We start from the raw sequence: 13,247 nt of genomic DNA on the forward strand, positions 1-13,247 counted from the left end.
ATGCCGTGGATCCTGATGGCGGCCGTCGGCCTCGCCACCCTGGGGCTGGGGGTGCTGGGGGTGCTGGCGGTGCGCCTGTGGGTGGATGTGCACGGGCTGGCCAAGCAGGTGGACGCCGCCTCGCGGGCGTTGGCCGGCGCGGCCGAGGAGCTGGCCGGAACCAGCCGGACCTGACGTACCCCAATCTTCACCTGCTCGTGAGGCCAGGGGGTCTGCTGTGTCCTCGGCCGGCGGGTTAGGCTCTCACCGTGGCCCCGCTGTACCCGCTCCCCGGGTGCGTCGGCCGCAGCGAACCGTCCATCAGCGGCCGGGGTCCCAACAGGCCCACGGGCAACCGCTTTCGAGTCAGAAGGTAGCCGCCCATGGGCAGGATCCTGGCGTTCCTGATCATCGTCGCGATGGCGGCGGTCTTCTTCGGCGGGAAGCGGCTGCCGGACCTGGCCCGGTCGCTCGGCCGGTCGATGCGCATCCTCAAGAGCGAGACCGCCGCGCTGCGCGACGAGTTCGCCGAGGAGTACAAGGGTGACGAGTCCGAGGGGTCGACGCCGTCGGCCCTGCCCGACGCGGCACCGATCATCAAGGCCGCACCCGGTGATGCCTCCACCGCGCGGCCGGGCACCGAGCAGAGAGCCGGTCGCGCGCGCTGAGCGCCCGACCGGTCCGCCCCGTGGCCGCCGCCCGGCGGGCACGTCGCACGAGTTCTGAGGACCGGGGTTGAGCAAGTCTTCCAAACCGCCGAAGACCCCCGACGGACGGATGTCCCTCGGCGATCATCTGCGCGAACTGCGCAACCGGCTGGTCAAGTCGGCGCTGGCGATCGTGGTCGCCACGATCGTGGCGGCGTTCTTCAAGGACAAGCTGCTGCACTTCCTGATGACCCCGCTGCCCGGCTGCCTTCCCAACGGCCAGCCCAAGCCCGGGGTGAAGCACTGCGCCGACGTGGCGGTCATCGGTGTCACGCAGCCGTTCAACCTGACCTTGAAGGTCTGCCTCACGGCCGGCCTGGTGGCCGCGGTGCCGATCTGGCTCTACCAGCTGTGGAAGTTCATCTCACCGGGACTGCACAAGCACGAGCGGCGCTACTCGCTGGTCTTCCTCGGAGCCGGTACGCCGCTCTTCCTGGCCGGTGTGACCTGCGCCTACCTGCTGATGCCGACCACCATCGAGGTGCTCGGCTCGTTCACCCCGATCGGGGCGCACCAGATCCTGCCGGTCGAGGGCTACCTCAACATCGCCACCCGGATGCTGCTGGTCTTCGGTCTGGCCTTCGAGTTCCCGCTGCTGCTGGTGATGCTCAACATGGCCGGGGTGATCACCGGAAAGCGGATGCTGGGCTGGTGGCGCGGCATGGTGATGGCCATCACCGTCTTCGCCGCTGTCGCCACCCCGAGCGCCGACCCGATCAGCATGCTGGCGCTGGCCGCGCCGATCTGGGTGCTGTACTTCGCGGCGGTGGGCGTCGCGCTGCTCAACGACCGCCGTCGCCGCCGCAACAACCCGGACGCCGGGCTCTCCGACGAGGAGGCCTCGCACGTGGACCTGAGCGTGGCGGCGCTGGAGGGCGCGGAGTCGGTGGCCGCCTCGGCGGCGCCGGTGGCCTCGGTGCCGGCCGCGCGAAGTGAGCACGTGGACGACGACATCACCTGACCGCTCGGCTCCTGGTGAGCGAAGCCCCGGTCCGCCGCTGTGGCGGGCCGGGGCTTCGTGCTGGGCGGCCGGTGCCTTGCTCGGCAGTGTTCGTTTGGCCGTGCTTGTTGGCAGGTACTTGTTCAAGGCGCCTGTTCACGGTGCTTGTTCGCAGTGCTTGTTCAAACACGAGGCAATGTGACATATTACTGACGTGCTCACGAGACCAACCCACGACGTCGTGGTGATCGGCGCCGGCGTCGTCGGCGCCGCCTGCGCGTTCTACGCCGCCCGGGCCGGGCTCTCGGTCGCCGTGGTGGACCGCGGTCCGGTGGCCGGCGGGACCACCGGCGCCGGCGAGGGCAACCTGCTGCTCTCCGACAAGGCGCCCGGACCCGAGCTGGAACTCGCCCAGCTCTCGGCCCGACTCTGGCAGCAGCTCGCCGCCGAGCTGCCGGCCGAGGTCGAGTACGAGGCCAAGGGCGGACTGGTGGTCGCCGCCGCACCCGCCGGACTCGACGCGCTGCGCTCCTTCGCGGCCAAGCAGCAGGCAGCCGGCGTGATCGCCCACGAGGTGCCCGCCGACGGCCTCGCCGAACTCGAACCGCACCTGGCGCCCGGGCTGGCCGGCGGCTTCCACTACCCCGAGGACTCCCAGGTGCAGCCGGCCCTGGCCGCCGCTCAACTGCTGCGCGCCGCGCGCAGGGCGGGCGCCGTGCTGCACCTGGGCGAGCGGGTGGACGCCCTGCTGACGACCGCCGACGGCGCGGTGCGCGGGGTGCGCACCGAACGGCGGGAACTGGCGGCCGGCGCCGTGGTGAACGCCGCCGGGACCTGGGGCGGCGAGATCGCGGCCCTGGCCGGGGTGGACCTGCCGGTGCTGCCTCGGCGCGGATTCGTGCTGGTCACCGAGCCGCTGCCGCGCGTGGTGCGGCACAAGGTGTACGCCGCCGACTACGTCGCGGACGTGGCCAGCGGGTCGGCCGAGCTGCAGAGCTCGGCGGTGGTCGAGGGCACCCCCTCCGGGCCGGTGCTGATCGGCGCCAGCCGGGAGCGGGTCGGCTTCGACCGGACCGTCTCGGTGGAGGTGCTGCGACGCCTGGCCGCACAAGCGGCGGAGCTCTTCCCGGTGCTGACCGACGTACGGGTGCTGCGCGCGTACCGCGGATTCCGGCCGTACCTGCCGGACCACCTGCCCGCGATCGGCGCCCATCCGCAGGCCCCCGGCCTCTACCACGCCTGCGGCCACGAGGGCGCGGGCATCGGACTGGCCCCCGCCACCGGGCTGCTGCTCGCCGAGGAACTGACCGGCCGGCAGCTGACCGAGGGCCCGCGGCCGGACCTCAGCCCGTTCCGCCCCGACCGCTTCACCTCCTCGAGAAACGGATAGGTCCGATGCGCCGTACCCCCACCGCGCTGGCCGCCGCCGATCCCGGACCGGCCCACACCATCGAGTTCGACGGCCGGCCGATTCCGGCACTGCCCGGGCAGACCATCGCGGCCGCGCTCTGGGCGCAGGGCATCATGGCCTGGCGGCGGACCAGGGTGAACGGGCGCCCGCGCGGGGCGTTCTGCGGGATCGGGGCCTGCTTCGACTGCCTGGCCACCGTCAACGGGCAGCCCAACCAGCGCACCTGCCTGCTCCCGGCCGAGCCCGGCGACACCGTCACCACCCAGGAGGGCCACGGCCGTGCCGACCTCGCCGTCTGAATCGAAGAGCTTCGACCTCGCCGTGATCGGCGCCGGTCCGGCCGGCCTGGCCGCCGCCGTGGCCGCCGCCGACCGGGGTCTGCGCTGCGCCCTGCTGGACGCCGGCGCCCGTCCCGGCGGCCAGTACTACCGTCATCCCGCCCCCGAGCTGCGCGCCGCCAGGCCCGACCGGCTGCACCACCACTGGGCCGGCTTCGCCGAGCTGACCGAGCGGCTGGCCCGGCACCGGGACGCCGAGCGGATCACCTATCTGACGCACCATCACGTCACCCTGCTGGAGCAGGCCGAGCCCTGGCGGCTGCACGCCGTCACCGGCGCCGACGGGTCCGGCCTCGCCCGGCTGCGGGCCCGCGCCGTGCTGCTCGCCACCGGCGCCTACGAGCGCCAGCTCCCGTTCCCGGGCTGGACGCTGCCCGGGGTGGTCACTGCGGGCGGTGCGCAGGCGATGCTCAAGGCGGGCCTGGTGCTGCCGGGCCGGCGCGTCGTGGTGGCCGGCAGCGGCCCGCTGCTGCTGGCCGCCGCCGTCTCGCTGACCGCCGCCGGGGCCCGGGTGCCCGCCGTGCTGGAGGCCGGCGACTACCTGGGCTACGCCGGCCGCCCGGCCGTGCTCGCCGCCGTGCCCGGCAAGCTGGCCGAGGCCGTCACGCACGGCGCCGCGCTGGCCCGGCACCGGGTCCGGCTGCGCCGTTCCAGCGCCGTGGTCGAGGCGCACGGCACCGACCGGGTGGCCGGCGTGACCGTGGCCCGACTCGACCGGCAGTGGCGGCCGGTGCCCGGCACCGAGCGGCGGATCGACTGCGACGCGCTGGCGATCGGCCACGGCCTGGTCCCGCAGCTGGAGCTCGCCACCGAACTGGGCGCCGAGACCCGGCTGGTCCCGGACGGCACCCTGGCGCTGCGGGTCGACGCCGGGCAGCGCACCACCGTGCCTGGCCTGTGGGCGGCCGGCGAGACCTGCGGCGTCGGCGGTGCGGAGCTCGCGCTGGCCGAGGGCGAGCTGGCCGCGCTGGCGATCGCCGGCGCCGACACCGTGCCGGCCGCGCTGGCCGGCCGCCGGCGTCGGCTGCGGGCCTTCGCCGAGCTGATGGCCGCCGCACACCGTCCGGGCCCCGGGTGGACCGGCTGGTTGCGACCGGACACCGAGGTCTGCCGCTGCGAGGAGGTCCCGGTCGAGCGGATCGCCGAGGCGGTCGAGGAGCTCGGCGCCACCGACCCGCGCACCGTCAAGCTGCTCACCCGGGCCGGGATGGGCTGGTGCCAGGGGCGGATGTGCGGGCCGGCGGTGGCCTGCCTGTCGGGTGCGGGCGCGCCCGGCCCCGACCGCCGACCGTTCTCCTGTCCGGTCCCGCTCGGCGAGCTGGCGGCGCTGCCGGAGCTGACGGGGACGACGGGGACGACGGGGACCCCGGAGAACTGACACCCCCTCAGTAGCCTTGCGCCATCTTCTGGGCATCATGTAAAATGTCACACCTCACCAAGGAGATAACCGTGACCGTCCCCACACACGACCGCGCCCGCCCCTGGCACGGCATCATGGTCGCCACCACGCTTCCTTTCCGTGCCGACCTCTCCGTCGACTACGACGCCTACGCCGAGCACGTCCGCCGACTGATCGACGCCGGCTGCGACGGAGTCGTCCCCAACGGCTCACTCGGCGAGTACCAGACGCTCACCCCCGAGGAGCGGACCCGAGTGGTCAGCACCGCCGTCGAGGCGGCCGGCGACGGCGCAAGGGTGATGCCGGGCGTGGCCGCCTACGGCAGCGCCGAGTCCCGCCGCTGGGCCGAGCAGGCCGCCGAGGCCGGCGCCGGCTCCGTCCTGCTGCTGCCGCCCAACGCCTACCGGGCCGACGCCGCCACCGTGCGCGCGCACTACGCCGAGGTGGCCAAGGCCGGCCTGCCGATCGTGGCGTACAACAACCCGTACGACACCAAGGTGGACCTGGTCCCCCCGCTCCTCGCCGAACTGCACGGCGAGGGCAGCATCGTGGCCGTCAAGGAGTTCAGCGGCGACGTCCGCCGGGCCTACGAGATCGCCGAGCTGGCCCCCGGCCTCGACCTGCTGATCGGCGCCGACGACGTGCTGCTGGAGCTGGCGCTGGCCGGCGCGGTCGGCTGGATCGCCGGCTACCCCAACGCGCTGCCCGAGGCCTCGGTCGAGCTCTACCGGGCCGCCGTCGCCCACGACCTGGCCACCGCGCTGCCGCTCTACAAGGCCCTGCACTCGCTGCTGCGCTGGGACTCCAAGACCGAGTTCGTCCAGGCGATCAAGCTCTCGATGGACCTCGCCGGCCTGGGCGGCGGCCCCACCCGCGCCCCGCGCGGACCGCTGACGCCCGAGGTCGACGCGGCCGTCCGGGCCGCCACCGAGAAGGCGCTGGCCGAGGGCCTGTGCTAGGGCCTGCGCTAGGGCCGACCTGAGACCGGTCGGTCCAAAGCCCCCGCCCGCCTGACAGCCGGTCAGGCGGGCTTCCACCCCAGCCGACGAAGGGTCACCATGCGCACCCGCCACGTCTTCCACGCCGTCGACTCGCACACCGAGGGCATGCCCACCCGGGTGATCACCGGCGGGTTCGGGGTCATCCCCGGTGCCACCATGGCCGAGCGTCGGGTCCACTTCCAGCAGCACCTGGACCGGTTCCGGACCCTGCTGATGTACGAGCCGCGCGGCCACGCCTCGATGAGCGGCGCCGTCCTGCAGCCGCCGACCAGGCCGGACGCCGACTACGGGGTGCTCTTCATCGAGGTCTCCGGACTGCTGCCGATGTGCGGGCACGGCACCATCGGGGTGGCCACCGTGCTGGTGGAGACAGGCATGGTGCCGGTGGTCGAGCCGGTCACCACGGTGCGACTGGACACCCCCGCCGGTCTGGTCACCGCCGAGGTGCAGGTCAAGGACGGCGCGGCCACCGCCGTGACGATCCGCAACGTGGCCTCCTACTCGGTGGCCCTGGACCAGAAGATCGACGTCCCCGGCTGGGGCACCGTCAGCTACGACCTGGCCTTCGGCGGCAACTTCTACGCCATCCTGCCGCTGGCCGAGTTCGGGCTGCCCTTCGAGCGGGCCCGCAAGCAGGAGATCCTGGACGCAGGGTTGGCGCTGATGGCGGCCATCAACGCCTCCGAGCAGCGCCCGGTGCACCCTGAGGAACCGTCCTTCCACAGCGTGCACCACGTCAACCTGCTGGCCCCCGGCTCCACCGCCCAGCACTCGCGGCACGCGATGGCCATCCACCCCGGCTGGTTCGACCGCTCGCCCTGCGGCACCGGTACCTCGGCCCGGATGGCCGAACTGCACGCCCGCGGCGAGCTCCCGCTCGGCCAGGACTTCACCAACGAGTCCTTCATCGGCACCCGCTTCATCGGCCGCCTGGTCGAGGAGACCCGGGTGGCCGGCCACCCTGCCGTCATCCCCACCGTCACCGGCCGCGCCTGGGTCACCGGCACCGCCCAGTACTTCCTCGACCCGACGGACCCGTTCCCCGGAGGATTCCTGCTATGAGCACCACCTCGTCGTACAACCCCGCCGACCCGACCGACCTGGTGGTCGAGGCACCGACCGCCGGCGCCTTCGGCACCCTGGCCGCCGTCGAACGGGCCCGGGCGGCCCAGCCCGGCTGGGTCGCGGCCGGCGCCGCGGCCCGCTCCGCCGCGCTCGGCCGGGCGGCCGCGGCCGTCGAGGAGCATGCCGAGGAACTGGTCGCGCTGGCCGAGCGCGAGGTCGGCAAGCCGACCGCCGAGGCGCGCGGCGAGGTGGCCCGGACGGTGGCGATCCTGCGGTACTACGCGCAGGCGCCGTACGCGCCCGCCGGTGCCGTGCACGAGCCGGCGGCAGGGGAGGGGCTGCTGCTCACCCGGCGGCGCCCGCACGGCGTGGCCGGGCTGATCACCCCGTGGAACTTCCCGCTGGCGATCCCGGTGTGGAAGGCCGCGCCCGCACTGGCCATGGGCAACACCGTGGTGCTCAAGCCGGCCCCCGAGGCGACCGCCTGCGCGCTGCGCCTGGCGGAGCTGCTCGCCCTGCCGCAGGACGTCTTCACCGTGCTGCCCGGCGGCGCCGAGGAGGGCGCGGCGCTGGTCTCGGCCGCCGACGTGGTCTCCTTCACCGGCTCCACCGCCACCGGCGCCTCGGTGGTCCGGGCGAGCGCCGAGCGCGGGGTGCCGGTGCAGGCCGAGATGGGCGGGGTCAACGCGGCCGTGGTGCTGCCGGAGGCCGACATCGAGCAGGCCGCGGCGCACCTGGCCTACGCGATCGCCGGGTACGCCGGGCAGAAGTGCACCGCCACCAGCCGGGTGATCGCGGTCGGCGCCGCCTACGAGCCGCTGCGCGAGGCGCTGGTCAAGGCCCTGGCCGCCGTCGCCGACAGCAGCCCGGTGATCTCGGCGGCCGCCCGCGAGCGGCTGGCCGGTGCGATCGGCTCGGCGGTCGACGGCGGCGCCACCCTGCTGACGGGTGGTCGGATCCCGCAGCGGGACGGCTGGTTCATCGAGCCCGCGCTGCTCGAAGGGGTGCCGGCCGGCCATCCACTGCTGGCCGAGGAGTTCTTCGGGCCGCTGGCGGTGCTGCTCCCGGCGGCCGACCTGGACGAGGCGATCGCGCTGGCCAACTCCTCCCGGCACAGCCTCTCCGCCTCGGTGCACACCCGGGACCTGGACGTGGCGCTGGCCGCCGCCGACCGGCTGGCGGCGGGCATGGTGCGGATCAACGCGCCGTCCAGCGGCGTCGACTTCCACCTCCCGTTCGGCGGCTCCGGCGCCGCCTCGTACGGGGCGCGCGAGCAGGGGCAGGCGGCGCTCGACTTCTACACCTCCAGCCGGACGATCTCGCTGCTGCCCGCCGGGAGCGGCCGGTGATCATCGAGACCGTCGACTACCACACCGCGGGCGAGCCGTTCCGGATCGTGGCCTCCGGGCTGCCGCCGATCCCCGGGGACACCGTCGCCGAGCGCCGGGCCATCGCGCTCGGCGCCGGCGGCAGCCCGACCAGTCCGCGGCCCAGCCGGCTGGACACCGTCCGGCAGCTGCTCACCCGCGAGCCGCGCGGGCACGCGGGGATGTACGGCGGGTTCCTGGTGCCGCCGGACGACAGTGAGGCCCACCTGGGGGTGCTCTTCTTCCACAAGGACGGCTACTCGACCGCCTGCGGCCACGGCACCATCGCGCTCGGCGCCTGGGCGGTGGACAGCGGCCTGGTCGCGGCGCCCGAGGACGGGCGCGCGCAGGTGCGGATCGACGTGCCGTCGGGCCGGGTCACGGCCGTGGTGCACCGCTCCGGCGGGCGGACCACGGCGGTCACCTTCCGCAATGTGCCGACCCGGGTGCTGGCGCGCGCCGTGACCGTGAAGACCTCGGTGGGGGAGCTGAACGTCGACCTGGCCGACGCCGGGGCCGTCTACGCCTCGCTGCGGGTGGACGAGGTCTCGCTCGGGACGCTGCCCGGTCTGACCGCGCTGGGGCGGGAGATCCGCAGCGCGCTGCCGGCGCGGTACGACGTGTACGGCGTGATCTTCCACCAGGAGCTGCCCGACGGCCCGTCCGGCCCGCGCCAGCGCAACGTCACCGTGTTCGCCGACGGCCAGATCGACCGCTCGCCCTGCGGCTCCGGCACCTCCGCCCGGCTCGCGCTGCTGGCCGAGGACGGGCTGCGCGGTGAGCTCTGGCACGAGTCGGTGATCGGAACGGTCTTCACCGGCCGGGTGGTGGCGGAGCGGGACGGCGGCGTGGTCACCGAGGTCACCGGGGAGGCGTACCCGACCGGGGAGCACCGGTTCGTGCTGGCGGACGGGGACGGGCTCGGGACGGGGTTCCTGCTCCAGTGACGCTTCCCGTGACGCGGCCCGTGACGCTGCCCTGGCTTCCCGTCGACCGCCTGACGCCGAGTCAGGCGGTCGACGCCCTGGTCGAGGCCCTGCGGGGTGGGCTGGACCCCGAGGCGTGCCCGGCGCGGCTCGGCGTTCCGGTGCCCGCCGGCGAGCTGCTGGTGATGCCCGCCGCCACCGCCGAGTACGCCGGGGTCAAGATCGCGGGGGTGGCTCCGGGCAACGCCCGGCGCGGGCTGCCCCGGATCACCGGCAGCTACCTGCTGCTCGACGGCGCCACCCTGCTCCCGCTCGCCCTGCTCGACGGCGCCGCGCTCACCACCCTGCGGACCCCGGCGGTCACGGCCCTCGCGCTGGACCGGCTCGCCGCCCCCGAGGCCGCGCACCTGGTGCTCTTCGGGGCCGGGCCGCAGGCGTACGGGCATCTGGACGCGCTGCTCGCGGTCCGTCCGCTGCGCCGGGTCACCGTGGTGGCGCGGCGGGCCGAGGCGGGGGCGGCGCTGGTCGGGTACGCGGCCTCGCTCGGCCTGCCGGCTGCCGCGGGCAGCGCGGCGCAGGTGGCCGAGGCGGACCTGGTGGTCTGTTGCACCACCGCCACCGAGCCGCTCTTCGACGGTGCGGCCGTGCCCGCCCACGCGGCCGTCGCGGCGGTCGGCTCGCACTCGCCCACGGCGCGGGAGGTCGACGCCGCCCTGGTGCGGCGGGCCTCCTGCTACGTCGAGGCCCGCGCGGTGGCCCGGCGCGAGGCGGGCGACCTGGTGCTCGCCGAGCCGGACTGGGAGCGGGTGGCCAACCTCGCCGAACTGGTCGCCGGCACGGCCGAGGTCCGCACCGACCGTCCGCGCTTCTTCAAGAGCGTCGGCATGGCCTGGCAGGACCTCGCGGTGGCGGCCGCCATCCACCGCGGCCAGGACCGGACGAGGTGATTCCGAATCTCACTCCGTGGCCATTCGGTGCCCCGGAGTTCCCTGATAGGACGTCAAGCGGGATGATGGGACGATCGGGAGCGCCCGACGAAACGTGACATTGTACGCTGGTGCTCCGCACCGTCCGGAGGACCGCAGTGACCGAGTCAAAGCCCCGCCCCCTCATTTCCGTCCAGGAGCGCCTGCGCGACCAGGTCGCGCACGCCCTGCGGGCCGCGCTGATCTCGGGCGAGCTGCGCCCCGGCGTCGTCTACTCAGCCCCGGCGCTGGCCGCCGACTTCGGCGTCTCGGCCACCCCGGTCCGTGAGGCGATGCTCGACCTGGCCCGGGAGGGCCTGGTCGAGGCGGTCCGCAACAAGGGCTTCCGGGTCACCGAGATGACGGAGCGCGACCTGGACGACTACACCGAGATCCGTGCCCTGATCGAGGTCCCCACCGTCGGCCGGGTCACCCGCACCGCCACCCCCCAGCAGCTGGAGGCGCTGCGCTCCGACGCCGAGGCCATCGTCGCCGCCGCCCGCCGGCACGACCTGATCGCCTACCTCGAGGCCGACCGCCACTTCCACCTGACCCTGCTCGGCCTGGCCGGCAACGCCCGCCTGGTCGAGGTGGTCGGCGACCTGCGCAAGCGCTCCCGCCTCTACGGCCTGACCCGCCTCGACCAGCGCGGCGAACTCGTCTCCTCCGCCGAGGAACACCTCGAACTCCTCGACCTGATGCTGGCCGGCGACGCCGAAGCCGCCGAGGCCTGCATGGCCCGCCACCTCGGCCACGTCCGCTCCCTGTGGGCGGAAGGCCGCGAGGAGCTGGAGGAGGAGAAGCCGGCCCTGCGGCTGGGGATGCGGTAGGGGTACCCGTTCGGGTGAATGAGCTGGAATCTCATGGTCCGGTTCCTCGCTGCGGGGCCTGCACGCCGATGAGTCACGTGTCCTCCAGGCGGTCGGACTCTGGCTGCCCTCGGGACCGTCCGACTACGCGATCCCCGACCTCGCGCTGGTGGACTCCGACTTCGCCGATCACAAGATCTCGTTCAACTGCTACGACCCGTCCGTGTTTCGCCTGGTCCTGGAGGTCACATCCTCCAACCTTGGCGATGACGTGCGGAAGAAGCCGCTGGCATACGCCGGCGCGGGCATCCCCGTGTACGTGATCGTCGACCGCACCAAGCGTCTTCTGCGCGTCCTCACCGACCCCCATGACGGCGAGTACCGGATCCACACCATCCACCGCCCCGGCGAGTCCTTCACCCTGCCCGCCTCGATCGGCGCCGAGGTGACCCTAGAGGTCGACGCCGTGCTCGGGCCGGAGAAGTAGCCGACCGTCCGCCATCTCCACCACCCGGTCGACCCGGCCGAGCAGCTCGCGGTCGTGGGTGACCATCACGGTGGCCGTCCGGTGCTCGCGGGTCACCTCGCTGAGCAGGTCCACGATCTGGGCACCGCGCTCGTGGTCCAGGGCGGAGGTGGGCTCGTCGACCAACAGCACGGACGGTCGGCCGAACAGGGCGCGGGCGATGTTGACGCGTTGGCGCTCGCCGCCGGAGAGCTGGTGCGGGCGGCGCTGCTGCTTGGGGCCGGACAGGCCCACCGAGGCCAGCAGCTCGGCGGCGCGTTCGCGGGCGGCGCGGGGGCGTTCGCCGCGCAGGTCGGCCAGCACCAGCAGCTGTTCCACCGCAGTGAGCGAGGCGAGCAGGTTGGACTGCTGGAAGACGATGCCGAGGCGCTCGCGGCGCAGCGCCGTGCGCGCCTTCGCGCTGAGCGCGCCGGTGTCCTGACCGTCTATCAGGACCTGCCCGGAGTCGGGGCGCAGCAGGGTGGCCGCCACCGCGAGCAGGCTGGACTTGCCCGAGCCGGAGGGGCCGGCCACCGCGAGGAACTCGCCGGGGGCGACCGTCAGGGAGACCCGGTCGAGGGCGGTGAGGCGCTGCTCGCCGTCGGGGTAGCTGAGGGTGACCTCGTGCAGGGCCAGGCCGGTACGGGTCGCCACGGCGGGCACGGTGGTGGTCATCGGTTGGCTCCCAGGGCGGCCATCGGGTCGACGGAGGTGATGCGGCGCACCGCGAGTGCGGCGCCGAGCAGGCCGAGCAGCACCATCACGGCCACCGGCACGGCGACGCTCGCGGCGCTCAGGTCGAAGGGCACTCCGGTGGAGGCGATGGCGCCGCCGATCGCGCCCACCGCGCCGCCGAGCAGCGCGCCCGCCAGCAGGACCGCGGCGGCCTGGGCGAGGGCGTCGCGCACCAGGTAGGCGCTGCTCGCGCCGACCGCCTTGAGGACGGCGATGTCCGGTTTGCGCTGGACCGTCCAGACGGTGAAGAAGGCGCCGACCACGAGCGCGCTGACCGCGAAGAGGAAGCCCTGGATCAGCTGCAGGCTGCCCTGCTCGGCGGCGAAGCCGTCGATCCCGGCCGGGGCGTCGGCCAGCGGGACGGCCTTGGTGTTCGGCACCGTGCCCAGGCCGGCGCCGGAGGCGACCCGCAGGGCGAGCGCGGTCGGCTGGGACTGGCCGCTGACCGCCTCCCAGGTGGTGAGCGTGGTCCAGACGGTCGGGGCGTGGGCGTACGAGCGGTCGGCGGTGATGCCGGAGACGGTCAGCGTGCGGGCCCCTATCCGGACCTGCTGACCCACCGCCAGCTTGTTCGCCGTGGCGGTCGCGGCACCCACCGCCACCTCGCCGTCCTGCGGCGCCCGGCCGGAGGCGACCGGCGGCAGCAGCGCGGCCGAGGTGCCGACCAGGCTGACCGCGGCGGCGGCGCCGTCACCGGTCAGCCGGGTCATCGACAGGCCCAGCGGGCTGACCGAGGAGACCCCGGCAGCGCTCGCCCAAGCGCTCGCCGCGGCCGGGGAGATGCTGCTCGAACTGAAGGAGACCGTCGGCTCGGCCCCGGCCGGGGTGCCGAAGACGATCCGGTCGGCGGGCAGCTGGGCGATGGTGGAGGAGGCGGCGGAGGCCAGCCCTCCGGTGAGCCCGTAGAGGAAGACCACCAGGGTGGTGATCAGGGTGACCACCGTGCCCATCAGGGCGAAGCGGCCCCTGGCGAAGCGGATGTCACGCAGGGCGACGAACACGGGTACCTTCTCGGTCGGCGACGGCAGCCCCGGCGGTGCGCGGCTGAGTACCCCTCCACCTTCGCGACCGGGGGCCCGGCTGCCATCGGGTAGAGGAGT

At 74.3% G+C, this 13,247-nt stretch carries 15 protein-coding genes; 13 read left to right on the plus strand and 2 right to left on the minus strand.

Translation table 11 applies throughout. The features are described 5' to 3' along the window. The 13 genes from BR98_RS40665 to BR98_RS34585 all read left to right on the plus strand — a co-directional run bounded on the left by BR98_RS40665 (window position 1) and on the right by BR98_RS34585 (window position 11,394). A complete protein-coding gene (locus tag BR98_RS40665) occupies window positions 1-174 on the plus strand; it encodes a hypothetical protein (RefSeq protein ID WP_198042334.1) in 174 nt (57 codons plus the stop codon). A 188-nt stretch (window positions 175-362) separates the two neighbouring features. Then, entirely contained in the window at window positions 363-647 is a 285-nt protein-coding gene (locus BR98_RS34530) for a twin-arginine translocase TatA/TatE family subunit (RefSeq protein ID WP_035851288.1), read from the plus strand. 109 nt (window positions 648-756) lie between these two features. Beyond that, entirely contained in the window at window positions 757-1,647 is an 891-nt protein-coding gene (gene tatC, locus BR98_RS34535; protein WP_035851290.1) for a twin-arginine translocase subunit TatC, read from the plus strand. 193 nt (window positions 1,648-1,840) lie between these two features. After that, window positions 1,841-3,016: an NAD(P)/FAD-dependent oxidoreductase gene (locus BR98_RS34540; RefSeq protein WP_035851292.1), complete on the plus strand. Its 1,176-nt coding sequence runs from the start codon at window positions 1,841-1,843 to the stop codon at window positions 3,014-3,016. A gap of 5 nt (window positions 3,017-3,021) precedes the next feature. Then, window positions 3,022-3,336 (plus strand): (2Fe-2S)-binding protein, encoded by a 315-nt coding sequence (locus BR98_RS34545; protein WP_035851294.1) that lies wholly within the window; start codon window positions 3,022-3,024, stop codon window positions 3,334-3,336. Continuing rightward, on the plus strand, window positions 3,317-4,753 hold the full coding sequence (locus tag BR98_RS34550) for an FAD/NAD(P)-dependent oxidoreductase (protein ID WP_035851296.1): 1,437 nt from the start codon (window positions 3,317-3,319) through the stop codon (window positions 4,751-4,753). Before BR98_RS34545 ends, BR98_RS34550 begins: the two co-directional genes overlap by 20 nt. Before the next feature lie 116 nt (window positions 4,754-4,869). Further along, the gene (locus BR98_RS34555; RefSeq protein ID WP_232247963.1) at window positions 4,870-5,733 is read left to right on the plus strand and encodes a dihydrodipicolinate synthase family protein; all 864 of its coding nucleotides are present in this window, start codon (window positions 4,870-4,872) and stop codon (window positions 5,731-5,733) included. Between the two features lie 99 nt (window positions 5,734-5,832). Beyond that, entirely contained in the window at window positions 5,833-6,837 is a 1,005-nt protein-coding gene (locus BR98_RS34560) for a proline racemase family protein (protein WP_035851300.1), read from the plus strand. Next, entirely contained in the window at window positions 6,834-8,189 is a 1,356-nt protein-coding gene (locus BR98_RS34565; protein WP_035851302.1) for an aldehyde dehydrogenase family protein, read from the plus strand. Before BR98_RS34560 ends, BR98_RS34565 begins: the two co-directional genes overlap by 4 nt. Then, window positions 8,186-9,154, plus strand: a complete 969-nt coding sequence (locus BR98_RS34570; protein ID WP_198042335.1) for a proline racemase family protein — start codon at window positions 8,186-8,188, stop codon at window positions 9,152-9,154. The genes BR98_RS34565 and BR98_RS34570 overlap by 4 nt, the downstream gene beginning before the upstream one ends. 8 nt (window positions 9,155-9,162) lie before the next feature. Then, window positions 9,163-10,080, plus strand: coding sequence for an ornithine cyclodeaminase family protein (locus BR98_RS34575; protein WP_232247849.1), 918 nt, complete (start codon window positions 9,163-9,165; stop codon window positions 10,078-10,080). Between the two features lie 137 nt (window positions 10,081-10,217). Next, window positions 10,218-10,928, plus strand: a complete 711-nt coding sequence (locus tag BR98_RS34580; RefSeq protein WP_035851306.1) for a GntR family transcriptional regulator — start codon at window positions 10,218-10,220, stop codon at window positions 10,926-10,928. A gap of 130 nt (window positions 10,929-11,058) precedes the next feature. Continuing rightward, on the plus strand, window positions 11,059-11,394 hold the full coding sequence (locus BR98_RS34585) for a Uma2 family endonuclease (RefSeq protein ID WP_324606721.1): 336 nt from the start codon (window positions 11,059-11,061) through the stop codon (window positions 11,392-11,394). On the opposite strand, the gene BR98_RS34590 is transcribed toward BR98_RS34585, so the two are convergent. After that, window positions 11,359-12,087 (minus strand): ABC transporter ATP-binding protein, encoded by a 729-nt coding sequence (locus BR98_RS34590; RefSeq protein WP_051970865.1) that lies wholly within the window; start codon window positions 12,085-12,087, stop codon window positions 11,359-11,361. The genes BR98_RS34585 and BR98_RS34590 overlap by 36 nt on opposite strands. Continuing rightward, complete coding sequence (locus BR98_RS34595) at window positions 12,084-13,148, minus strand: ABC transporter permease (RefSeq protein ID WP_035851309.1); 1,065 nt, start codon at window positions 13,146-13,148, stop codon at window positions 12,084-12,086. Before BR98_RS34595 ends, BR98_RS34590 begins: the two co-directional genes overlap by 4 nt. Window positions 13,149-13,247: the final 99 nt, after the last annotated feature.

It is taken from the genome of Kitasatospora azatica KCTC 9699 (assembly GCF_000744785.1).
Classification (GTDB): Bacteria; Actinomycetota; Actinomycetes; order Streptomycetales; family Streptomycetaceae; genus Kitasatospora; species Kitasatospora azatica.